The sequence below is a fragment of the Conexibacter sp. JCM 18997 genome (assembly GCF_055391915.1).
This window is the reverse complement of record NZ_AP043885.1, coordinates 3,941,441-3,962,628: the sequence shown is the minus strand read 5'-3', so window position 1 is coordinate 3,962,628 and position 21,188 is coordinate 3,941,441. Positions and strand designations below refer to the sequence as shown.

Annotated in this window: 21 protein-coding genes; 10 read left to right on the top strand and 11 right to left on the bottom strand. The window is 73.8% G+C overall.

The window, feature by feature from the left end:
- The first annotated feature begins 9 nt into the window (after window positions 1-9).
- Both ACZ5UI_RS19920 and ACZ5UI_RS19915 read left to right on the top strand, forming a co-directional pair.
- A complete protein-coding gene (locus ACZ5UI_RS19920) occupies window positions 10-489 on the top strand; it encodes an RNA polymerase sigma factor (RefSeq protein WP_464190220.1) in 480 nt (159 codons plus the stop codon).
- A complete protein-coding gene (locus ACZ5UI_RS19915) occupies window positions 482-1,594 on the top strand; it encodes a DUF4349 domain-containing protein (RefSeq protein ID WP_464190218.1) in 1,113 nt (370 codons plus the stop codon). The genes ACZ5UI_RS19920 and ACZ5UI_RS19915 overlap by 8 nt, the downstream gene beginning before the upstream one ends.
- Here ACZ5UI_RS19915 and ACZ5UI_RS19910 read toward each other — a convergent pair.
- Both ACZ5UI_RS19910 and ACZ5UI_RS19905 read right to left on the bottom strand, forming a co-directional pair.
- Window positions 1,554-2,651: a hypothetical protein gene (locus tag ACZ5UI_RS19910; protein ID WP_464190215.1), complete on the bottom strand. Its 1,098-nt coding sequence runs from the start codon at window positions 2,649-2,651 to the stop codon at window positions 1,554-1,556. The genes ACZ5UI_RS19915 and ACZ5UI_RS19910 overlap by 41 nt on opposite strands.
- Window positions 2,652-2,661: 10 nt before the next feature.
- Window positions 2,662-3,630, bottom strand: a complete 969-nt coding sequence (locus tag ACZ5UI_RS19905) for a glycosyltransferase (protein ID WP_464190213.1) — start codon at window positions 3,628-3,630, stop codon at window positions 2,662-2,664.
- Between the two features lie 50 nt (window positions 3,631-3,680).
- On the opposite strand from ACZ5UI_RS19905, the gene ACZ5UI_RS19900 reads away from it, so the two are divergent.
- Window positions 3,681-4,385 carry a SanA/YdcF family protein gene (locus ACZ5UI_RS19900; protein ID WP_464190211.1) on the top strand — a complete coding sequence of 235 codons (705 nt, stop codon included), beginning with the start codon at window positions 3,681-3,683 and terminating at the stop codon, window positions 4,383-4,385.
- A 156-nt stretch (window positions 4,386-4,541) separates the two neighbouring features.
- On the opposite strand, the gene ACZ5UI_RS19895 is transcribed toward ACZ5UI_RS19900, so the two are convergent.
- The 3 genes from ACZ5UI_RS19895 to otsB are packed head-to-tail and all read right to left on the bottom strand — an operon-like array spanning window position 4,542 to window position 7,056.
- Window positions 4,542-5,741, bottom strand: a complete 1,200-nt coding sequence (locus tag ACZ5UI_RS19895; protein WP_464190208.1) for a winged helix-turn-helix domain-containing protein — start codon at window positions 5,739-5,741, stop codon at window positions 4,542-4,544.
- Entirely contained in the window at window positions 5,738-6,226 is a 489-nt protein-coding gene (locus tag ACZ5UI_RS19890) for a hypothetical protein (RefSeq protein ID WP_464190206.1), read from the bottom strand. The genes ACZ5UI_RS19895 and ACZ5UI_RS19890 overlap by 4 nt, the downstream gene beginning before the upstream one ends.
- 26 nt (window positions 6,227-6,252) lie before the next feature.
- Window positions 6,253-7,056, bottom strand: coding sequence for a trehalose-phosphatase (gene otsB / locus ACZ5UI_RS19885; protein ID WP_464190204.1), 804 nt, complete (start codon window positions 7,054-7,056; stop codon window positions 6,253-6,255).
- Between the two features lie 50 nt (window positions 7,057-7,106).
- On the opposite strand from otsB, the gene ACZ5UI_RS19880 reads away from it, so the two are divergent.
- Genes ACZ5UI_RS19880 through ACZ5UI_RS19870 form a run of 3 tightly spaced genes read left to right on the top strand, consistent with a single transcriptional unit; the run spans window position 7,107 to window position 9,664 of the window.
- A complete protein-coding gene (locus ACZ5UI_RS19880; protein WP_464190202.1) occupies window positions 7,107-8,243 on the top strand; it encodes an AI-2E family transporter in 1,137 nt (378 codons plus the stop codon).
- 27 nt (window positions 8,244-8,270) lie between these two features.
- Complete coding sequence (locus tag ACZ5UI_RS19875) at window positions 8,271-8,936, top strand: SGNH/GDSL hydrolase family protein (protein ID WP_464190200.1); 666 nt, start codon at window positions 8,271-8,273, stop codon at window positions 8,934-8,936.
- Window positions 8,933-9,664, top strand: a complete 732-nt coding sequence (locus tag ACZ5UI_RS19870) for an SGNH/GDSL hydrolase family protein (protein ID WP_464190198.1) — start codon at window positions 8,933-8,935, stop codon at window positions 9,662-9,664. Before ACZ5UI_RS19875 ends, ACZ5UI_RS19870 begins: the two co-directional genes overlap by 4 nt.
- Here the strand turns inward: ACZ5UI_RS19870 and ACZ5UI_RS19865 are convergent.
- Window positions 9,625-10,926 carry an ArnT family glycosyltransferase gene (locus ACZ5UI_RS19865; RefSeq protein ID WP_464190196.1) on the bottom strand — a complete coding sequence of 434 codons (1,302 nt, stop codon included), beginning with the start codon at window positions 10,924-10,926 and terminating at the stop codon, window positions 9,625-9,627. The genes ACZ5UI_RS19870 and ACZ5UI_RS19865 overlap by 40 nt on opposite strands.
- Window positions 10,923-11,327 (bottom strand): acyl-CoA thioesterase, encoded by a 405-nt coding sequence (locus ACZ5UI_RS19860; protein ID WP_464190194.1) that lies wholly within the window; start codon window positions 11,325-11,327, stop codon window positions 10,923-10,925. The genes ACZ5UI_RS19865 and ACZ5UI_RS19860 overlap by 4 nt, the downstream gene beginning before the upstream one ends.
- Before the next feature lie 76 nt (window positions 11,328-11,403).
- Here ACZ5UI_RS19860 and ACZ5UI_RS19855 point away from each other — a divergent pair, with 76 nt between their 5' ends.
- The gene (locus tag ACZ5UI_RS19855) at window positions 11,404-11,601 is read left to right on the top strand and encodes a helix-turn-helix domain-containing protein (RefSeq protein WP_464190191.1); all 198 of its coding nucleotides are present in this window, start codon (window positions 11,404-11,406) and stop codon (window positions 11,599-11,601) included.
- Between the two features lie 3 nt (window positions 11,602-11,604).
- Window positions 11,605-12,075 (top strand): Clp protease N-terminal domain-containing protein, encoded by a 471-nt coding sequence (locus ACZ5UI_RS19850; protein ID WP_464190189.1) that lies wholly within the window; start codon window positions 11,605-11,607, stop codon window positions 12,073-12,075.
- Here ACZ5UI_RS19850 and ACZ5UI_RS19845 read toward each other — a convergent pair.
- Both ACZ5UI_RS19845 and ACZ5UI_RS19840 read right to left on the bottom strand, forming a co-directional pair.
- Window positions 12,072-13,607, bottom strand: coding sequence for a DHA2 family efflux MFS transporter permease subunit (locus ACZ5UI_RS19845; RefSeq protein WP_464190187.1), 1,536 nt, complete (start codon window positions 13,605-13,607; stop codon window positions 12,072-12,074). The genes ACZ5UI_RS19850 and ACZ5UI_RS19845 overlap by 4 nt on opposite strands.
- Window positions 13,604-14,509: an HDIG domain-containing metalloprotein gene (locus ACZ5UI_RS19840; protein ID WP_464190184.1), complete on the bottom strand. Its 906-nt coding sequence runs from the start codon at window positions 14,507-14,509 to the stop codon at window positions 13,604-13,606. Before ACZ5UI_RS19840 ends, ACZ5UI_RS19845 begins: the two co-directional genes overlap by 4 nt.
- 25 nt (window positions 14,510-14,534) lie before the next feature.
- Between ACZ5UI_RS19840 and ACZ5UI_RS19835 the strand changes: the two genes are divergently transcribed.
- Together ACZ5UI_RS19835 and ACZ5UI_RS19830 are read left to right on the top strand one after the other, a co-directional pair.
- Window positions 14,535-15,410 carry a PAC2 family protein gene (locus tag ACZ5UI_RS19835; protein ID WP_464190182.1) on the top strand — a complete coding sequence of 292 codons (876 nt, stop codon included), beginning with the start codon at window positions 14,535-14,537 and terminating at the stop codon, window positions 15,408-15,410.
- An 8-nt stretch (window positions 15,411-15,418) separates the two neighbouring features.
- A complete protein-coding gene (locus ACZ5UI_RS19830; protein WP_464190180.1) occupies window positions 15,419-17,071 on the top strand; it encodes an ABC1 kinase family protein in 1,653 nt (550 codons plus the stop codon).
- Window positions 17,072-17,133: 62 nt separating this feature from the next.
- On the opposite strand, the gene ACZ5UI_RS19825 is transcribed toward ACZ5UI_RS19830, so the two are convergent.
- On the bottom strand, window positions 17,134-18,036 hold the full coding sequence (locus ACZ5UI_RS19825; protein WP_464190178.1) for a hypothetical protein: 903 nt from the start codon (window positions 18,034-18,036) through the stop codon (window positions 17,134-17,136).
- A gap of 10 nt (window positions 18,037-18,046) precedes the next feature.
- Window positions 18,047-21,184, bottom strand: coding sequence for an ATP-dependent helicase (locus ACZ5UI_RS19820; RefSeq protein WP_464190176.1), 3,138 nt, complete (start codon window positions 21,182-21,184; stop codon window positions 18,047-18,049).
- Window positions 21,185-21,188 lie beyond the last annotated feature (4 nt).

Genomic DNA, 21,188 nt, shown 5'->3' with positions numbered 1-21,188 from the left:
GACGCCCGGTTGAGCTTTGACGCTGTCTACCGCGAGAACCGCGACGCCGTCTTCGGCTACGTCACGGGGATGCTCGGGGACCGTCACGCCGCCGAGGACGTCACCGCGCTCGCCTTCGAGCGCGCGTTCCGCAAGCGCAGTTCGTACAAGCCGTCGCGCGGCACGCCGCGCGCCTGGCTGTTCACGATCGCGCGCAACGCCGCCCTCGACGAGCTGCGCCGGCGCCGGCGCTCCGCGCCGCTGCTGGGTGAGCTGCCCGACGAGGGCATCGCCGATCCGGCGGCCAGCGCGGAGGGCGCGCTGCGCCGCAACGCGCTGCTGGCCGCGCTGCGCGAGCTCGAGCCACGCGAGCGCGAGATCGTCGCCCTGAAGTTCTGGGGCGGCCTGACCAACGCCGAGCTGGCCCGCGTGCTCGACGTCAGCGAGTCCAACGCCGGCACCCTCTTGCACCGTGCCATGACGAAGCTCCGGGAGACCTGCCATGTCTGATCCAACGACGCTGTTCGCCGACGAGCAGGACCTGCTCGACGAGCTGCGCGCGATGGCGCCGCGGCCGTCGGCCGAGTTCGCCAGCACGCTGGACGCGCGGGTGGCCGAGCGGTTCGGCGAGCCCGAACGTCCGGCCCCCGCGCCGCGTCCGCGCCGCCGGTGGCGGCTCCCGTCGGTGCCGCTGCTGGCCGGCTCGCTGGCCTCCGCGTGCGTCGCGGTGATCGTCGTCGTGGCGATCGTGACCGGCGGCAGCAGCGACAGCAGCGAGTCGTTCTCGGCCAGCACCAGCGCGGGCAGCGTGACCCAGTCCTCGTCCGCGGCGACCGAGGTGGCGCCGCAGCGTTCCGCCGACGCGACGTCCGGGGCCGGCGCGGCCGCGGCCGATTCCGCCGCTCCCGCGCCCACGACGGCGGGCTCGGAGCCCCGCCGCGTCGAGCGCCAGGCCCAGCTGACCGTCTCCGTGGAAGCCGGGAAGTTCGACGACGCGGCCGCGCGCGTGCCCCAGATCGCCGCGGGCGCCAACGCGATCATCGACACCTCGCGGGTGTCCAGCGACAGCACCGGCGGCCAGGCCAGCTACACGCTGCGCGTGCCGGTCTCGCGGCTGGGTGACACGCTGGCGCAGCTGTCCAAACTCGGTCGCGTCACCTCGCGTGACGAGACCGGCAACGACATCACCGGCGCCGTGGTCAGCACCGAGGACCGCCTGGGCGACCTGCGGGCGGAGCGCGACTCCGTGCGCCGGCGGCTGGCCCAGGAGACCGACGACGAGCGCGCCGCGCAGCTGCGCGACGAGCTCAGCACCCTGCGCCGTCAGGTGGCCGAGGTGCGCGGCGAGGCGATCCGCCTGCAGCAGCGCACGAGCTACGCCGTCGTCAGCCTGACGCTCGACGAGCGTCGCTCGGGCGACAGCAGCAGCAGCGCCGACGACGACCAGGGCGGCATCGCCGGCGCGCTGGACGACGCCGGGAACATCCTCAGCGGGATGGCCGCCGCCGGCATCGTGATCGCCGCCGTGGCGATCCCGGTCCTGCTGCTGCTCGGGCTGCTGTGGAAGGGCGGGGCTATCGCCCGGCGCCGGCGCCGCGAAGCCGGGCTGGCCTGAGCGGCAGCGGCTCGCGGTAGTACGCGGCCGCCAGGCGGTAGAACAGCCCGCCGTCGGTCTGCGCCGAGGTGGTGCCCTCCGCGCCCCCGCCGAACAGCAGCGCGACGACCCCCGCGTCGCGCAGCTGGACCAGGCGGGGGCGCTGGCCCAGCCAGGTCTCCACCCGCGTGTCCTGGAAGTGCTCCCATTCGTTGGACAGCGTCGAGTTGCCCAGCGGGATCTGCCAGATGACGATCGGCTGGCGGGTGCGGGCGTGGAAGGCCTGCAGATAGGCGGCGTTGCGGTCGTAGTCGGTGGCGTCCCAGCCGCTGTCGGGGTCGCCGTTGATCTTCGCGTTGAAGCCCGCGTCGCGGTCCTCGACGTCGACGAAGGTCAGGTCGAACCGGTTGCCGTGGGCGGCGCGCCAGAAGCGGGCCGACTTCGCGGCCAGCGCGGCCATGTGACCGACCGGCGGGTTGGAGTACGTCGGGTCCTCGCCGGTGCCCCAGATCGACAGGTGCCAGGCCAGCACGACGTTGGGTGCCAGCCGGTTGCGCAGGCGCACGACGCGGTCGGCGAAGCGGCGCGCGGTGGTGCTGTCACCCGCCTGCTGCAGGTAGCCCCACAGGTCCGGCTCGATGTGGGCGACGACGGTGCCCTGCCCCTTGGCCCGGCGCAGGAAGAGCGAGAAGTCCTTCCAGTAGGCGGCCATCGTGGCCGCGTTGCGCAGGTTGGCCAGGTCCTTGGCCTTCTCGTCGCCTCCCGCCGCGGGCTGGGAGTTCAGCAGCTGGTAGTAGGTGAACACCGGCGTGATCCCGGCCGCGCGACTCTCGTTGACGTAGCGCGTCACGAACGTGCCGTTCTCGTTCCAGGTGGCCCAGCCGCTGCCGGTGTTGACCCCGCCGGCCAGGTACTGGTAGCGAAAGCCCAGCGGGGCTCGCTGCTTCAGCGCGGCGGCGCCGTCGGGCTGGTCGGTCAGGCCGATCTGCAGCTGCGTGGGCCAGCTGGACGGCAGCTTCGCGCCGGCCGAGGCAGGCAGCAGCAGGACGAGCAGGCAGACGAGGAGGACCCGGCGCATGGCCGCAGTGCTACCCGGGGAGCAGGCGCGGCAGCAGCGCTTCGGCCACGATCCGGTCGACCGCCGCGGGCGTGAACGGCTCCAGCAGTGCCGCCGCCTGGACGGGGTAGGCGGGGTGCGTGTCGTCCAGTCCGACGCGCAACGCGCGGGCCAGGTCTTCGCTGACCAGCCGCGGGTTGAGCTCGCGGGCCAGCGGCAGCGCCTCGTAGGGACCGGGCGCGGGGGTGGTGACCAGGCGGCAGCCGTCGGCCAGCGCCTCCAGCTGGGCGATGCCGTAGTCCTCCTGGCGCGGCGCGGTGACGAACACGCGCGCGCGGCGCAGGAGCGCGCGGTAGTCGTCGGGTCGCAGTCGCCCGGCCCAGCGCACGCCGTCCGTGCGCGGCCCCTCCGTGGTGCCGGCCACCCACAGCTCCTCACCGGCGCGCCGCGTCCGCGCCCACGCGGCGAGCACGCGATCCAGCCCCTTCTTGGCCGGGTTGGCCGCGTAGGTGATCGCCGCGATGTCGCGCGGCCCGGCGATCGGGCCCGACGGGGCGACGGGGATCGGCACGACGACGGCGTCGGCGTGCGGGGTGGGCACGTCGTCCAGCGTGCGCGCGCTGACCGGGATCAGCAGCGGCGTCTCGCTCACCCGCCGGCGCTCGACCGGGCGCTGCCACAGGCCGTGGCGGCCGGGCCGGTTGGCGGCCATCGGGGCGTCCAGGCGGATCGCGCCCGGGCGCGGCCACAGCAGCGCCGCGCCCATCGCGCCGTAGACGACGGCCCGCGGGCGATGCTGCTCCAGCGCGCGCGTGGCCGCCGCGTGGGCCGATTGCGCCCACACGAGATCGGTCAGCGCCAGCGTGCGCACGTCGCGCCGGGGTGGCGTGGTGACCAGCGCGACCGAGGCGCCCGCCCGCTCCAGCGCGCCGGCCAGCGCCGCGTCGGCGACGCGCAGCCCGGCCGTCGAGGCCAGCGAGACGAGCAGGATGTCGGTCATACCCCCGGCGATGCTGTCATGCCGGCCATCGCTTCAGTAATCTCGCGCGGATGGTGCGACGCGTTCTGGCCATCGGCCTGGGCTTCGGCGTGGTGATGATCGCGGCGGTGGCCGGGCTCAACCTGTACGTCGCCGCGCGGGCGGGCGACCAGACCGCCGACGTCTCGCGGGTGCCCCATGCGCAGGCGGCGATCGTGCTCGGCGCGGGCCTGAACCCGAGCGGCTCGATGAGCGGCATGCTCGCCGACCGTGTCCACCAGGCGATCGCCCTCTACCGGGCGGGCAAGGTCGACCGCATCATCGTCTCCGGCGACCACCACCGGTGGGGCTACGACGAGCCCGGCACGATGCGCCACGCGCTGCAGCGGGCGGGTGTCCCCGACGCGGCGATCTTCACCGACCACGCCGGCTTCGACACGTGGGCGACGATGGAGCGCGCGCGCAAGGTGTTCGGCGTCCGCTCGGCGATCGTCGTCACCCAGGGCTTCCACATGGACCGGGCGTTGTACCTGGCCCACGCCGCCGGCCTGGACGCGACCGGCCTGACCGCCGACCTGCATGGCTACGGCCGCCAGGGCCAGATCTCCGACGTGCGCGAGCTGTTCGCGCGGGTCAAGGCGGTGGGGGAGGTCGTCGTGGGTCGCCAGGTCCTGCTCGGCCCGGCCCACCCGATCGACGGCGACGGTCGCACGACCTGGGGCCCGCCGGCACCCGCCGGGCAGGGCCCGCCCGGCGACTTCGACGCGTTCAGCTGAGCACCGCGCCGGCGGCCGTTGTCCGCTCGAGCCCGGTATCCGGGTCGAATCGGACAACGACCCGCTCCGCGTGGCGCGTTCCCGCTCCCCGACCGGTCGGTTGTCCGCTTGAGCCCGGTATCCGGGTCGAATCGGACAACGGACGCCTGATCCGGCTCAGCCGATCGCGCGGCGCAGCGCCGGGGCCAGGTCGCCGCGGTCGCGCACCTCGACGCGCTCCAGCCCGAGCCAGCCCGCCATCAGGCGCAGCTCCTCGGCCAGCTCGGCGGCGGTCTCGGGCGGCGCGCCGTCCTCGGCGTGCGCGGCCTGCACGAGCAGCGCGCCGCCGGCCCGGTCGGACTTCAGGTCCACCCGGGCCACGAGCCGGTCGCCGAGCAGGAAGGGCAGCACGTAGTACCCGTGCACGCGCTTGGGCGCGGGCACGTAGATCTCGATCCGGTAGCGGAAGCCGAACAGCCGCTCGGCCCGGTCGCGCTCCCAGACCAGCGGGTCGAACGGCGCCAGCAGCGCGCGCGCCCGCACCCGGCGGGGCACCCGCGCGCCCGCGGCCAGGTAGCCCGGACCGCGCCAGCCCTCGACCTCGACCTCGGCGATCTCACCGGCCTCGACCAGCTCGGCCACGCGCTCCTTGAAGCCCGCCACCGGGAGGCGGTAGTAGTCGCGCAGGTCCCGCGCCGCCGAGATCCCCAGCGCCCGGGCGGAGATGGCGATCAGCTCGCGTTGCGCGTCGGCCTCGGTCGGCGTCGGCGCCTGGAACACCGCGCGCGGGAGCACGCGCTCGGGCAGGTCGTAGAGCCGCTCGAAGCCGCGCCGGCGCGCCGACGTGACCGCGCCGCTCCAGAACAGGTACTCGATCGCCCGCTTGACGTCGGACCAGTCCCACCACGGCCCGGTGCGCCGGGGCGCCTCGTCCTCGGCCAGCGTCGCCGCGCTGACCGGCCCGCGCGCCCGCACGTCCTCCAGCACCCGCGCCACCAGCTCAGGCTGCTCGGTGGCGATCCGCCGCATCCCGCCCCACGCCTCGTCGTGCGCGCGGGCCATGCGCCAGCGAAACAGCGGCTGCAGCTGCACCGGCAGCAGCGACGCCTCGTGGCCCCAGTACTCGAACAGCCGCCGGGGCGCACGCCACGAGGCCTGGTCGAAGCGATCGCGGTCGTAGGGCCCGAGCCGGCTGAACAGCGGCAGGTAGTGGGCGCGCGACAGCACGTTGACCGAGTCGATCTGCACGACGCCGAGCTTCTGGACCGTGCTCAGGACTGCCCGGGTCGTCGCCTCGGCGGGCCGGGGCGTCGCGAAGCCCTGGGCGGCCAGCGCGATCCGTCGCGCCTGCGCCGCCGACACCCGCTCCCGGCTCACAGCACCGGCGCCGCCAGGTCGCGACGGAAGCCCTGGGTGCGCACGAGCTTGATCGGGGACATGGGCGAGGTGCTCTCGACGAAGAAGGCGACCCCGTCGCGCTCCTCGATCGCGGTGACCGCCTTCTCCTGGTGGCGCCAGGCCAGCGACCAGATGATCGCGAAGCCGGTGGCGATCCCCGCCACCTGCGGGGCCAGGAAGGCCAGCGCGCCCGCGGCGATGCTCGACAGCAGCAGCGGCCACAGCCGGTTGAGCAGGATCATCCCCGGGCGCTGCTCGGGCAGCACGGTGGCCGACTTGGCCTGGGCCAGCAGGCGGGCGATCGGCGGCGAGGTCTCGTGCTTGCGCCCCAGCCACAGCCCGTAGAGCGTGGCCAGGATCCACCACACCGCGATCACCGGCACGAGCAGCGACTCGTCGCGGTTGGCCGCCCCGGCCACCGTCACGACGCCCAGCGCGGTGGCCGCGCCGGCGCTGATGAACACCGTGGCCTTGAGGAAGTCGGTGAACTTCAGAGCAGCGCCTCGAGCACGCTGCGGACACCGTGGGGCCCGTCGACGAGCAGATCCGCTTCGCGCTCCAGCTCGGGCGGCGTCTCGTCGGAGCGCACCCCGACGCACACCGCCGACTCCAGGCGGCCGGCGGTGACCAGCGCGCGCAGGCCGCGGAAGGCGTCCAGGTCCGTCGTGTCGTCGCCCACGTACAGAGCGTGGTCGACGTCGGCGTCGGCCAGCAGCCAGGCGATGCCGGCGCCCTTGTCGACCTCGACCGGAGGGCGCACCTCGAGCACCTTGCGGCCCCAGTGGACGTGCAGGCCCTCGGCCTCGGCCTCGTCGGCGATCTGCCTGACCGCCGCCTCGGCGGCGTCCTCGTCGGGCGCCCCGCGCCAGTGGAACGCGGCGATGTCGGCCTTGTCCTCGGCGCGCACGCGCAGGCGGCCCAGGCCGCCGTCCTCCCACGTGCGCTGGGCGAAGGCCCGCACCTGCTCGCCGCCGCGGGCGAAGGCGGGCTCGGTCTCGGGCTCCGTGCGCCCGGCGCGCAGCAGCTCGCCACCGTGGTTGCCCACGTAGGAGATCGAGCCGATCGAGACGATCCGCCGGGCGGTGGTCGCGCGCCGGCCGCTGACGCAGGCCACGACCCCGTAGGCGCGCGACACGCGGATCAGCACCGCGCGGGTCGGCTCGGGCACGTGCGCGTCGTCGGCGTGGCGCACGATCGGGGCCAACGTCCCGTCCACATCGAGCAGAACGGCGGCCCGCGCCGGGCCGCCGCGGAGGGGCTCCAGCGCCTGTTCGATGGTCAGCGCTTGGGACACGTCACTCAGTATGGCGCGCCGTCCGATGTGGGTCGGATACTCGCGGTCTCATGTCCCGTCGGGAGCCCGCAGCGGCGACGATCGTTCGCGTCGTCCTCATCATCGTGGGCGTCGTCGTCTCGCTCTATCTGATCTACCTGCTGCGCAAGCCGCTCAGCTGGGTGTTCATCGCCGGCTTCCTGGCCATCGCGCTGACCGGTCCGGTGAACTTCTTCAGCCGGTGGATGCCGCGCAAGCTGGCCATCGCGGCCACCTACGTCGGCCTGATCGCCATCCCGGCGGCGCTGATCGCGATCCTCGTGCCCCCGATCGTCACCGAGGGCACGCAGCTGGCCCAGAAGGCGCCGCAGTACGCCCAGGACGTCCAGGACTACGTCAACAACAACCAGAAGCTCCGGGACCTGGACGACAAGTACGGCATCGTCACCAAGCTCCAGCAGGAGGCCGAGAAGCTCCCCAGCCGGATCGGCGACGCGGCCAGCGCGCTGGGCGACATCGGCGTCGGCCTGGTCAACTCGATCTTCGCGACGGTGACGATCCTGATCCTGTCGATCTTCCTGGTGGCCAGCGGACCACGCTGGACGGCGAGGATCGTCGAATGGCAGCAACCCGAGCACCGCGCGCGCCTGGAGCGCGCGTTCCAGCGGATCGGGCGGGCGGTCGGCGCCTACGTCGCCGGCGCGGCGGTGCAGGCCACGCTGGCCGGGGTCAGCACGTTCATCGTGCTGACGATCCTCGGCGTGCCGTTCGCGGCGCCGCTGGCCGTCGTCACCGCGTTGGCCGACCTCGTGCCCCTGGTCGGCGCGACGATCGGCGCGATCCTGGTCGGGCTGGTGACGCTGTTCCAGGACTTCCCGACGGTCACGATCATCTGGATCGTCTGGGCGATCATCTACCAGCAGGTCGAGAACAGCGTGATCCAGCCGCAGATCCAGCGGCGCGCGGTCGAGGTGCACGCGTTCGCCGTGCTGGTCGCGGTGCTGTTCGGCTCGACGCTGTTCGGGATCATCGGCGCGCTGCTGGCCATCCCGGTGGCGGCGACCATCCAGATCAGCCTGCGCGAGTACCTGGCCTACCGCAAGGAGATCCGCGAGCGCTCGGAGGGCGGTCCGGCGATCCTCGAGCCGCCGCCGGGCCGGCCGCCGCCGGGCGCGCCACCGACACCGCCGGGCGCCGTTAGCTCCTAGTGAGCTAGATCGGGTACAAAGCGGCGGGTGCGTCTGCCCGCCGCTCTGCTCCTCGCCTGCGCCTGCGCCGCGCCCGTGCTCAGCGGCTGCGGCCAGACGCATTGGCGCACGACCACGGTGACCGCGTCGGGCGAGCCGGTGCCGCCGCCGCTGCCCAACCTGCGCTCGACGATCACCGTGACCACGCCGTCCTCCACCGTCGACGCGGCCAAGACGTTCGTGATGATCGGCGATTCGATGGCGGTGGTGACCGCGATCGACCTGCCCAACGCGCTCCCCGAGATGAACGTCGTCACCGACGCGCAGGGCGGACGCAAGACCGAGCTCGGCCTGGCGGCGCTGCGCGCGCGCACCGAGCCCGCCGACGTGCTCGGCATCGGCCTGTTCACCAACGACGACCCGGCGGACGTCGACGACTTCGAGGCCGCCGTCCGCGAGACGGTCGACGGCGGATCGGCGCCCTGCGTGATCTGGGCCACGATCGTGCGCGGCGACGACGACTTCTCCGCGGTCAACGACAAGCTCGCGGACCTGGAGCAGGAGTACGCCGGCCAGCTGCAGGTGGTCGACTGGGCGGCGATGGTCGAGGCCGATCCCGCGCTGCTGGCCGACGACACGGTCCACCCGACGCCCAAGGGCGCGCTGGAGCGGGCGCGGGCCTACGCCGAGGCGGCCACGCGCTGCCCGTCATGATCGCGCGCGCCCTCTGCGTCCTGCTGCTGGCGACGGCGCTCGGCGGCTGCGGCGGATCCCCGACCCCGACGTCGACCACCGGGCCCGCGACGACGCAGGCCGCGACGCCGCCCGCCACCACGCCGCCCACCGCCACGGTGCCGGTCACGCCGAGCGGCATCACCACGCCGGAGAACCTGGGCGGCCCGATCGTCCAACGCACCGACGCGACCGCGCCCAAGGTCTCGCCGGCGCCGACGCTGCTGCTGATCGGCGACTCGCTCGCGGTGGGCATCGCGCCGCTGCTGCCCCCGCTGCTGCCGGACTTCAACGTCGAGGTCGACGCGCTGGGGGCGCGCATCACCGGCAGCGCGATGGACGTCTTCCGCGCCCACACCGACCCGGTCGACGTCGTCGCCTTCAGCGCCTTCACCGCCGATCCGCCCCAGGACGTCGCCACGCTGGAGATGTCGGTACGCGAGTCGGTCGAGCGCGTCTACGCGAAGTGCGCGGTGTGGGCCACGCTGGCCGCACCGGCGCGCGACGGCCAGACCTTCGACGCGGCCAACGCCAAGCTCTACGAGCTGCAGAAGGAGTACCCGGGCAAGCTGCTGATCGTCCCCTGGGCCGAGACGGTGGCCAAGCGCCCCGAGCTGCTGGCCGACGGCGTGCACGGCACGCCGGAGGGCTTCCGCGTACGCGCCGAGCTCTACGCCGACGCGGCGCGACGCTGCGTCGGCGACGCCTGACGCCGACGGCGCGCGGCCAGCACGCGCAGGCCCCAGTCCAGGCCCATCGCGGCCAGCACGACCAGCGGGATCTCGGCGGCCAGCCGGTAGCGGCTGAAGCCGAAGGTCAGCGCCGCGGAGATCGTCACGAGCAGGAAGGGCACGAGCAGCGGCCACAGGGGCGTGCGCGCGCGCCGGATCGCGATCAGGCCGGCGATCCCGACGAGCACGAGCAGCACGTACATGACCAGCCCCGCCTTGGCCACGGGGATCGAGCGGCTCCACAGCTCGCCGTAGCCCAGGTCGTCCTGGTAGCGGTACAGCTCCCACACGCGCAGGATCCGCACGGCGGCGACGATCGGCACGCGGCCGGCGTGGTCCTCCATGTAGCGCCGCGCCTGGTCGCGCTGGCAGCTGGCCTGGTCGAGCTCGTCGCGGATGTCGACGCACGGCCCCTGCAGCGCGCACTCGTGGCGGGCGAAGCCGAGATACGGGCTGCCCGCGTCGAACGTCGCATCGCAGACCGTGGCCGCCGCGGTGTGCCCGGAGTTGGACGTGAACAGGATCGGCTCGCCCATCGAGACCTCGTTGCGCACCACCCAGGGCACGAGCACGATCGCGGTGGCGGCCACGGTGACGAGCACGAGCGCCAGGGTGCGCCCGATGCGCCGCCCGGCGATCACCGCCGCGGGCAGCGCCAGCAGCACGACGAGGAAGATGGCCTCCGAGCGCGTCAGCACCGCCGCCCCGATGGCCAGCCCGAGGAACGCCGCCGACCACGGTCCCGGGTGGTCCAGCAGCCGGTAGGTGAGCAGGAGGATGCCGGCGATCAGCGGCGCGTACAGTGCCTCGGTGATGACCGTGCCGTCGACCATCACCAGCTGCGGGTAGATCGCGGCCAGGCCGGCGGCCAGCAGCCCCACGCGCGCGCCGCCGACGCGCCGGCCGAGCAGGCCGATGAGGATCACCGCGACCGGCGCCAGCAGGCACGAGACCGCGCGGTGGGCGTCCAGCGAGTCGAACCCCAGCGCCGACCAGAACGACAGGTAGAGCGGGAACAGCGGGGGATAGGAGGCGGTCGGCAGCGGCTCGCCGTACTGCAGCTCGGAGAACGGGCGGATGTAGCCCTTGCCGTCGGCGATCCCGTTGGCCAGGTAGTGGTAGAGCAGCGTGTCGCCGCGCGCCGGGAGGCCGGGCGCGACGGCCAGGCCGTAGATCAGGCTGGCGGCCAGGCCGACGAAGGCGATCGCTCCCAGCCAGGTCCAGAAGCGGCGGTCGGTCACGGGGCGTAGCGCTCCAGGGCCGCGCGCAGGTCGTCGTTGGGCTTCTTGGCCCAGGTCGCGGGATCGACGGCCACGTAGCGCAGCTCGGCCTGGGTCAGCACGGTGCCGTCGCGCACGATGCGCCCGTCGAAGCGCACCGAGGTCGTGCCGAAGTGCGTCGCCGCCATCTCGACGCAGATCAGGTCGTCGGCGCGGGCGGGAGCCAGGTAGACGAGGCGGCTCTCGGCCAGCACGAGGTCCGTGCCGCGCGCGACCAGCTCGGCGTAGGAGCCCGCCGCCTCGCGGAACATCTCGACCGACGTGACGTCGAAGAAGACCAGGTAGTTGGCGTTGAACACGATCCCCTGGGGGTCGCACTCGTTGAAGCGCACGCGCAGCTGGTGGCGGAAGGGCTCGCCCATCGGGCCGGGAGCATAGGGGTCATCGCGCCGCGCAACCCAGGTTGACAGGCCCGCAACTGTCAACTACGGTTGACGCATGACGACGATCGATCTCGAGGCGATCGAGGACCCCGGCGACGGCCTGCGCGCCGTCGTGGCGCTGCGCGTCCTCGCCGACCGGCTCGAGGCGCGCGAGGTGCAGCGGGCGCTGGACAGCGGCTGGACCTATGCGGAGATCGCCACCGCGCTCGGCGTCACCCGCCAGGCGGTCCACAAGAAGCACAACCGGAGGTAGTCGATGTTCGAACGATTCAGCAAGGACCTCTCGCGCGGCGTGATGCTCCACGCCCAGCGCGAGGCCGACGCGCTCGGGGCGCCGGCCATCGGCGCCGAGCACCTGCTGCTGGCCACGCTGCTGAACCTGCCCCAGGAGGAGCCGGTGCCGATGCTGGCCCAGGCCGGCCTGGACGGCCCGTCGGTGCGCGCGTCGCTGGAGCAGGAGCTCGTCGACGCGCTCGCCCCCCTGGGCATCACGGCCAACGCGGTCGATGCGGTCGGGCCGCCGGCGGCCACCGGGCGCAAGATGCGCTTCTCGCCCGCGGCCAAGGACGCGCTCAAGGACGCCTTCATGGTCGCCGTGGAGCGCGGCGAGCGGGTGGTGCGCGCCCGCCACCTCGTGCTGGGCATCCTGCGCACGCCCTCGCCCCCGGTGCAGCGCGTGCTCGACCGCGCGGGGGCCGATCGCGATGCGCTCCTGCAGGCGCTCTAACGCACGCTGGCGGCCGGCGCGGCGTCGGCCGCGCGCACGCGCCGCAGCATGGCCACCGCGACCAGCGCCGACAGCAGGCTGATCGCGCCGGCCACCCAGTAGGCCGAGGACACGGCCGTCGTGACGGCGTCTCTGAGCATCTCGATCACCGCGGGGTCGGCCGCGGCGGTCGGGGCCGAGGCGGGGTTGGCCAGCACCGCGGCGATCTCGTCGGCGTCGCCGGCCCGCTGCGACGGGTCGGCGGCGATCCAGTCGGTCACCTGGCTGTGCTGGACGTTGGCCACGATCGCGCCCAGCACGGCGATGCCGATCGTGCCGCCCACCTGGCGCATCGTCTGCACGACGCCGGAGGCCTGCCCGCGCAACGCCGGGTCGGCCGCGTTGAGCGCATCGGTCGTGGTCGGCGTGATCATCAGGGCCAGCCCGACGCCCATCAGCAGGTACCCGGGCACCAGCCAGGCGTAGTCGAGCTGGTCCAGGACGAGCGCCGACCACACCAGCGACAGCCCGAGGAGCACGGCGCCGACGGTCACGGGAACGCGCGGTCCGATGCGGTCGTACAGGCGCCCGGTGGGGACCGACAGCAACAGCAGCGGGATGGTCAGCGGCAGCAGCGACAGGCCCGCCGAGATCGGGCCGAACCCGAGCACGTCCTGCACCCAGATGGCGCCGAACACCGACACGCCCATCAGGCCGAACTGCATCGCCGCGATGACGATGCTGTCGGCGGTGAAGTTGCGCGACCGGAACAGGCGCAGCTGGACGAGCGGATCGCGGGCCCGCAGCTCCCACCAGACGAAGGCCGGCAGCAGCACCGCGGCGGCGACCAGCAGGCCGATGACCGCGGGCGAGCCCCAGCCCCAGGTGTTGCTCTGCATCAGCCCGAGCACGAGCGCGCCGACGCCGCCGATCAGCAGCGGCACGCCGGGCCAGTCGATCCGTCCTCGTGGGTGGGGTTCGATCGTGGCCTTGCGCGGCAGGGTCGTCTGGGCCATGACGAGCATCGCGATGCCGATCGGCAGGTTGACGAAGAACACCGCGCGCCAGGAGATCGCCTCCACGAGCACGCCGCCGATCAAGGGCCCGAGCGCCAGGAAGACCATCGACACGCCCGAGTAGACGCCCATCGCCTTGCCCCGCTCGGACGGGCCGAACGCGTTCATCACGATCGCACCGCTGGCCGGCGTCATCAGCGCGGCGCCGATGCCCTCGACGATGCGCGCGCCGATGATCATCGTGTCCGACTGGGCCAGGCCGCAGGCCGCGGAGGCCAGCACGAAGATCAGCCCGCCCAGGCGGAACGTGCGCTCGTTGCCGATCAGGTCGCCGATGCGCCCGCCCAGCGCCACGAACACGGCGATGGCCAGGAGGTAGGCGTTGATGACCCACTGCAGCCCGGTCTGCGTCAGGTCCAGGTCGCGCTGCATCGTGGGCAGGGCGACGGAGACGACCGTCTGGTCGATGAGGATCATCGAGAGCGAGCCGGTCATGGTGATCAGCACCCACCAGCGCTTGGCCGGGTCGATCGTCATGGGCTGATGGAGGCCGCGGGCGCGATGCCGTGCTCGATCGCCTGCTTGATCGCGGCGTCGACGGCGTTGAGGCGATACAGCGCGATCGCCTCGGCCGAGCCGAAGCGCCCGCCGGGGGCGCCGGTCGGCCCGTGATGGGTGAGCACGCAGTGGGCCAGCGCGACCCGCCGGGCGTCGTCGAGGATGCCGGTCCCGCGCGCGTCGAGCAGGCGCAGCCCCAGCTCGACGTGGCCGAGCAGGCGCCCGGCGTCGGTCAGGCCGATCTCGGCCCCGTAGGTGAACTCCTCGGTCTTGCCGAGGTCGTGGACGATGGCGGCGGTGAGCAGCAGGTTCTGGTCCAGGCGCGGGTGCAGCTGGCAGGTCTCCAGCGCCAGGTGCGTGACCGCCACCGTGTGCTCGAGCAGCCCGCCCAGGTAGGCGTGATGGCCGTTGCGGCTGCACGGCGCCCGCCGCCACTGCCGCCGCAGCTCGGCGTCGCCCAGCAGCGAGGCCAGCAGCGCGGCGAAGGCCGGATCGCGCACCTCACCGGCCAGCGACTCCAGGAAGCCGTCGAGCTCGTCGAGGTCGCGGTAGGCCGTGGGGAGGAAGTGCGACGGATCCGCCTCGGCTCCCTCGGCCTTGGCGATCGCCTTGACCTCGAGCTGCAGCGCGTCGCGGAAGCGCTCGACCCGCCCGGCCACGCGCACGAGGTCGCCACGCTCGAAGCGACCGCCCAGCACGTCGGCGTCGCGGAACACGCGCGCGGCGATCGCGCCGGTCGCGTCGCGCAGCTCCAGGGCCAGGTAGGGGCTGCCCGACCGGGTCATCAGCCGGTCCTTGCGGGTGCACGCGAACACGCCGACGACGTCCTGTCCGGGGCGCAGCGTGGCGATCGTGACGGTCTCGGCCGTCTCGGAGGTCACGAGGCCATGATGTACCGTGACCCGGATGCAGCCGCTCATCTGGGAACGGCGTCCAGACGGTCTGAGGGCACCGGCACTGGTGTGCGCGTTCAAGGGCTGGAACGACGCCGGCGACGCGGCATCGGCGGCGTTGACGTTCCTCGGAGCCGGTCTCGGCGCCACCCGCTTCGCCCACATCGACCCCGAGGAGTTCTACGACTTCCAGGCCACCCGGCCGAAGATCGAGCTCGTCGAGGGCCGCACCCGCGAGCTGCAGTGGCCCGACGTGGAGATCTGGGAGGCGCGCATCCCGCGCGCCCCGCGCGACCTGATCCTGCTCAGCGGCCCCGAGCCGTCGATGCGCTGGCGCACCTTCTGCGGCCTGATCGTCGACATGGCCGAGGCGATGGGCGTCCAGCTCGTCGTGACCCTCGGCGCGCTGCTGGCCGACGTGCCGCATTCGCGCCCGGTGGGCATCACCGGCTTCGCCACCGACGAGAGCCTGCAGGCGCGCAGCGACCTGCATCCGTCCTCCTACGAGGGCCCGACCGGCATCACCGGCGTCCTGCACGCCGCCTGCAGCGACGCGGGCCTCCCGTCGGCCTCGCTGTGGGCCACCGTGCCCCACTACGTCGCCGCCGCGCCCAACCCCAAGGCCGCGCTCGCGCTCGTGCGCAAGCTCGAGGGCCTGGTCGGCGTGACCGTCGACGGCTCCGAGCTGGAGACCGCCGCCGCCGACTACGAGCGCCAGGTGTCCCTCGCCGTCCAGTCCGATCCCGATGTGCAGGCCTTCGTCGAGCGCCTCGAGAAGGCCGCCGAGGAGGAGGACGAGCCGGTCGATCCCTCGCAGCTGCCCTCCGGCGACTCGATCGCCCGCGAGTTCCAGCGCTTCCTGCGCCAGCGCGGGCCCGACGAGAAGTAGCACCGTCCGTGTCGTCCATTCGGCGGATCGCCCACATCGGCCCGGACTCGGCGCGCCTGGCCCACACGATCGGCGTGCTCAGCCGCTGGGGCCTGGGCGCGCACCTGGTCGATCGGGCGCCCGAGTGGGTCAGCCGCCACGTGGTGGCCGCCGACGGTGAGCTGGTCAGGGGCCGCTCGCAGGCCGATCGCGTGCGCGGCGCGCTGCAGGAGCTCGGACCGATCTACGTCAAGCTCGGGCAGCTGCTGAGCGTCAGCGGCGCGGTGCCGGCCGAGTGGGAGGCCTCGCTGGCCGAGCTGCAGGAGCACGCGCAGGCCCAGCCGGTGGAGCAGGTCATCGCGGTCATCGAGGCCGAGCTGGGCGCGCCCATCGACGAGCTGTTCGCCAGCTTCGATCCGAAGCCGATCGGGGTCGCCTCGATCGCGCAGGTGCACGCCGCGACGCTGTCGGACGGCACGCTGGTGGCGGTCAAGGTCCAGCACGACGGCATCAACGCCGCCGTGCACGCCGACCTGGACATCATCAGCGCCCTGGCCGGCGTGGTCGAGGACCGCGTGCCCGCCGCCGCGCCCTTCCGCCCGCGCGACCTGGCCGCGCAGTTCCGCAAGCGCACGCTGGCCGAGCTGGACTTCCGGCGCGAGGCGGTCAACGTGCGCCGCTTCGCCGAGGCCTTCCACGACGAGCCCGACGTGCACTTCCCGACGGTCATCGCCGACCACTCGGCCGGGCGCGTGCTGACGCTCGAGCTGCTGGAGGGCAGCTCGCTGGGCGACGCGCTGGCCACCGCCGACGGCTCCCTGGACGGGCCGGCCTTCGCGCGGCGCACCGCCGAGCTGTGGCTGACGATGATCTTCCGCGACGGCTTCGTCCACGCCGATCCGCACCCGGGCAACATCTTCGTCCTGCCCGGCGGCCGCGTCGGCGTGATCGACTGCGGCATGGTGCTGCGGGTGGAGCCGTCCACGCGCAACGCGCTGGCGGCGATCGGCGCTGCGGCCAGCTCCGGCGACGCCGAGCAGCTGGCCACCACGTTGCTGGCGGTGTGCGAGCACTCCCGCCCCGTCGACGAGGAGGCGTTCGCCGAGGACCTCGAGCGGGGCCTCACGCTGATCGGCGGCGGCGGGGCGATCCCGCTGCGCGAGCTCGTGCTGGAGATGCGCACCGTGGTGCGCACGCACGGCCTGGCCATCCCGGCCAAGCTGAACCTGCTGGCCCAGGTGGCCGGCGAGCTCGAGGGCACCGCGCGCGGCGTCGATCCCGGCTTCCACATCATGCCCGCGCTGCAGTCGGTCGTCCGCCACGTCGCCGAGGCCCATCTGCGCCCCGACGCCCTGATCGCCCGCGCCGAGCAGGCCGTGCGCGAGCTCACGATGGGCCGGCCGCATCCCCTGAAGGACCTGCGCGCCGCCTTCGACCGCCTCACCTCCGGCGACTTCGAGGTCACGGTCAAGCACACCGACGCCGACGAGGCGATCGACCGCCTGACCTACGGCCTGCTCACCGCCGCCCTGCTCGTCGGCGCCCCGATCGTCTGGCACGCCGACCCGCCCCCGCGGCGCAACGGCGTCTCGCTCGTCGGAGCGGGCCTCACCGGCGCCAGCGTCGTGATGGCCGGCGACCTCGTGCGCCGCCTGCGCCGCGGCAGCCGCGCCCGCGGCTGAGCGCGGTCAGCGCGGCCGCGGGCGGAAGACCAGGAACGCCCCCAACACGACGGCCGCTGTCCTCAGCGGCCGGTGTCGAGCGAGCCGAGCCAGGCCAACAGGCTGGGCGAGGGCTCGTTGCGGATGCCCGCCAGGGCCTCGGGATCGCGCACGCCTACGGTGGCCCAGGCGCTGGTCTTGCCCACCTCGACGCGGACCTGCCAGACCACCGAGGTCACGCCGCCGTTGTGCAGCGTCGGGGGGAGACCGGCCGGGACCTCGACCGTGAACGGCAGCTCGAGGCTCTCGCCCGCAGCCAGCGACGGCTTGGCGGCCAGCTTGGTGTCCGACGTGGCCTTGAAGCGCGCGCGCTGCTGGAGCTGGTTGCGGCCGGCCACCTGGACCAGCGTGTCGATCAGCGGGCCGAGCTCGAGCTTGACGTCGTCGCCCGACACCGGTTGGGCGGCGAACAGCGTCACCCGGCCCGACACCGTGCCGCCGGCGTCGACCACGTCGGCGTCCAGGGCGATCGTCACGCGCACGTCCTGCGGCCCCTCGCCGCCCGTGCGCGGGCCCTCGGGCCAGTACAGGTCCTCGGGCCGCCCGACGACGTCGACCCGCTTGGCCGCCGTCGAGGCCATGCCCTTCGTGCGCGACAGCTCGCCCTGGAAGGTGTACTCGGCGTACTTGGCGCAGGCCGGCGGCGCGTCGTCGGGGATCGTGACCTCGAACGCGTGCGTGCCCACCACCACGGGGTCCAGGTGGGCCAGCGGCCAGCGCCGCTTGCCGTCGTAGCCCAGGCCGGTCATCTCCAGCCACACGTCGACGCGCTCCTGCGTGCCGTCGTCCTCGCCCTTCACGGACACGACCACGCGCGCCGTCTGGCCCGCCCGGACCAGCTCGTCGGAGTCCTGGTCGGCCATCCAGATCGTCATCGGCGACCACATCCACCGCTTGGCGGCACCCAGCTTGTCCTTCAGGCCCATCCGTGGCCTCCTATTTCTCGGCCGCCGGGCAGGCGATCCGGTAGTCGCACATCGAACAGGCAGTGAACGACGGGGTCGGCTCGAAGCCCTGAGCGAGGATCCCCTCGGCGACCTCGAAGACGGTCTCGGTGATCCACGCCGGGTCGATCTCCTCGGTCGGCACCTGGACCTTCTCGTCGTCGAGCACGTACAGGTAGGCCTGCTGCGCGGCCTCCAGCTGCCAGGCCTCGCGGGCGCCGATCGCGTACAGCGACAGCTGCACGTCCTCGCGCAGCTGGGCCACCGTTCGCGGCCGGCCGGTCTTGTAGTCGATCAGCTCGTAGCCCCCCTCGGCCAGCCGGTCGACGCGGTCCACGCGCCCGCGCATCAGGTGCGGGCCCAGGTGGAACGAGAACGAGCGCTCGAACCACACCGGCTCGGCCGAGTCGTCGCGCGAGCGCTCGAAGTAGCGCCCCAGCGAGGACGCCGCCTTGACGCGCAGTTGGCGCTCCTCCTCGCTCTCGCCGAACCCGCCGCGCCGCCACCCGGCCTCCAGCAGCCGGTGCATCTCGTCGACGCCGCCCTTGCCGCCGCCCGCGTGCCAGCGCTCGAGCACCTGGTGGACGAGGATCCCGAACCGCTGGTTGAGCGTCGGCTCGGCCGGGATCCGGAAGACGCGGGCGAACTTGTACTTCAGCGGGCACGAGCGGTAGGTCTCGATGTCCGAGGCGCTGAGCACGAGCCCGTCGCCGCGGGTGGGCAGGAACGCCTCCAGCGACGGCTCCGCGCGCCGGGCCACCGTCGCCGCCCGCTGGCGGTCGTCGCGCTCGGCGTCGAGCAGCAGGTCGTCCAGCGACGACGTCAGGAAGATCTCGCGCTGCTCGCTGGTCGCCGCCGACAGCAGCCGGGCGTTGACGTCGCCCAGCGCGTCGGCCACCGACTGCCCGGCCGGGCGGCGCAGCAGCGCGCTCAGCTTGAGCAGCTCCAGCAGCCGCACCGACGCGTGCGACACGTCCATGTCGGTGTCGAAGCGCAGCTCGCCCAGGCGGCCGCCGACGATCTGCACCTGGTCGAGTAGCTCGTCGCGCATCATGCGGAACGTCGAGTGCAGCGTCTCGGCCGGGCCGAACAGCTCCTCGCCGCGCTCCTCCCAGCTGCCGCCGACCGCGTCGCGCGCCTCCTCGGCGAACGGCGACGGCGGCCCGGGCGCCGCGTGGGCCAGCACGAGCGTCTCGCGGGTGCGGGTCATGGCCAGGTGCAGCAGCCGCCGCATCTGGGCCACGTGCGCCGCGCGATCCTCGCGGGGCAGCTGCTCGCGCAACAGCTCGTCGGGCAGCGGCTCCATCGCCCGGCGCCGGACGCCGGGCAGGCGCGTGGCCTCCAGGCCGAGCACGAAGACGTGGTCGAACTCCAGCCCGCGGGCCTGGCGCATGGTCAGGATCTGCACGGCGGGCGCGTGCGTCTCGGCGACCGCCTCCTCCTCGGGCAGGCCCGCCTCGGCCACGGCGGTGATGTAGCGGGCGAAGTCGCGCGCACCCGCCTGCGGGGCCCGCCGCGAGAACGCCGCGGCCAGCTCCCCGAAGCGGGCCAGGTTGACCAGCCGCTCGACGACGTCGGCCTGGGCGGCGAACAGCTGCTGGCGGCGCATCCCCAGCCGCTCGATCAGCCGGTGCACGAACAGATCGGGCCGGGCGGTGGCGAAGTCGGCGGCGGTCTGGCGGTGCAGGCGCAGGAAGGTGAGGATCCGCTCGCGCGCCTCGGGCGTGATCTGTGGCGACTCGGTCGCGCCGACCAGCCCGCCCACCATGTCGAGCTTGCGCCGCTTGGCGATCTGCACGGTGCGGGCCATGTCGAGCTGGCGCAGCTCGATCGGCGGCCGCGACAGCGCGCGCACGACGGCGCTGGCGTCGCCGGGATCGGCCAGCAGGCGCAGCCAGGCCAGCAGGTCGCGCACCTCGGTCCGCTGGAAGAACGCCGCGGCGCCGACGATCCGGTAGGGCACGGCGCGCTCCTCCAGCGCGACGGCCACCGCCTGGCCCTCGGTCTCGACCGAGCGCACGAGCACGCCGATCCGCTGCGGCGTCGCGCCCCCGCGGGCCAGCAGCCGCTCGATCTCCGCCGCGGTCGACTGCGCCTGGGCGCGCTCGTTCTCACAGCGCCAGAAGCGGATCGAGCCGGTCTCGTTCTGCGGGGCGGCGCGCAGCTCCTTGCCGATGCGGTCCTCGTTGGGCACGACGACTGCGCGGGCCGCGTCGAGCACCGTCGCCGGGCAGCGCTGCGACTCCTCCAGGCGCACGAGCAGCCCGTCGGGATGCTCCTCGGCGAAGTCGCGCAGGTTCTTCGTCGACGCGTTGCGCGGGCGCTCGACCGCCTGGTCGTCGTCGCCGGCCACCGTGATGTTCCCGTGCGCCCCGAGCTGGCGGGCCAGCTCCATCGCCGCCCAGCCCAGCTCCTGCACGTCGTCGACGAGCACGGCCCGGAAGCGCCCGAGGATCCGCTCGCGCACGTGCGGACGGTGGCGCAGCAGCGCGATCGCGCCGAGCACGAGGTCGCCCAGGTCCGGCGTGCCGCGCTCGCCGAGCATGCGGTCGTGGGCGGCGTACATCGCGGCGAACTCGCGCTCGCGCGCCGCCCGCGCCTGCTCGTCCACCCCGCCGGAGGGCAGCCCTTGGGCCCAGCGGCCGAAGTCGGCGGCGGTCACGCCCTGGGCCTTGAGCGCGTCGATGCGCTCGACCCAGCCGCCGACCAGCGCGGCCGGCCGCCCGCGGAAGTCGTGCTGGCGCACGGTCAGCTCGTCGACGCGGTCCAGCAGCATGGCCACGCGGTCCGCCGCGGTGGCGGGCACCGTCCACGGATCCAGCCCGCTCTCCAGCGGCTCGCCCCGCAGCAGCTGGGCGGCCAGGTCGAAGGGCGCGAGCACGCACAGCTCCTCGTAGCCGCCCTCGAGGCGGTCCTCGATCGCCTCGCGCAGCGTCTGCGCCCCGTGCGCGGTCGGCGCCAGCACGGCGATCCGGGCCGGGTCCAGGCCGTCGTCGACGAGGTGGGCGAAGCGCTCGACCAGCACCCGCGTCTTGCCGGTCCCGGCGCCGCCCAGCACGAGCAGCGGCGACGCCGAATGATCGACGGCACGCTGCTGGACAGGGGTGAGCCGGCCGGCTGCTGCGAGCACGCTG

Bases quoted from the DNA above. Each gene is read 5' to 3' on its own strand.
- ACZ5UI_RS19850 (WP_464190189.1), top strand. From the start codon at position 11,605: ATGTTCGAACGATTCAGCAAGGACCTCTCGCGCGGCGTGATGCTCCAC.
- ACZ5UI_RS19870 (WP_464190198.1), top strand. From the start codon at position 8,933: ATGATCGCGCGCGCCCTCTGCGTCCTGCTGCTGGCGACGGCGCTCGGC.
- ACZ5UI_RS19845 (WP_464190187.1), bottom strand. From the start codon at position 13,607: ATGACGATCGACCCGGCCAAGCGCTGGTGGGTGCTGATCACCATGACC.
- ACZ5UI_RS19915 (WP_464190218.1), top strand. From the start codon at position 482: ATGTCTGATCCAACGACGCTGTTCGCCGACGAGCAGGACCTGCTCGAC.
- ACZ5UI_RS19855 (WP_464190191.1), top strand. From the start codon at position 11,404: ATGACGACGATCGATCTCGAGGCGATCGAGGACCCCGGCGACGGCCTG.
- ACZ5UI_RS19905 (WP_464190213.1), bottom strand. From the start codon at position 3,630: ATGACCGACATCCTGCTCGTCTCGCTGGCCTCGACGGCCGGGCTGCGC.
- ACZ5UI_RS19910 (WP_464190215.1), bottom strand. From the start codon at position 2,651: ATGCGCCGGGTCCTCCTCGTCTGCCTGCTCGTCCTGCTGCTGCCTGCC.
- ACZ5UI_RS19835 (WP_464190182.1), top strand. From the start codon at position 14,535: ATGCAGCCGCTCATCTGGGAACGGCGTCCAGACGGTCTGAGGGCACCG.
- ACZ5UI_RS19880 (WP_464190202.1), top strand. From the start codon at position 7,107: ATGTCCCGTCGGGAGCCCGCAGCGGCGACGATCGTTCGCGTCGTCCTC.
- ACZ5UI_RS19860 (WP_464190194.1), bottom strand. From the start codon at position 11,327: ATGGGCGAGCCCTTCCGCCACCAGCTGCGCGTGCGCTTCAACGAGTGC.
- ACZ5UI_RS19825 (WP_464190178.1), bottom strand. From the start codon at position 18,036: ATGGGCCTGAAGGACAAGCTGGGTGCCGCCAAGCGGTGGATGTGGTCG.
- ACZ5UI_RS19900 (WP_464190211.1), top strand. From the start codon at position 3,681: ATGGTGCGACGCGTTCTGGCCATCGGCCTGGGCTTCGGCGTGGTGATG.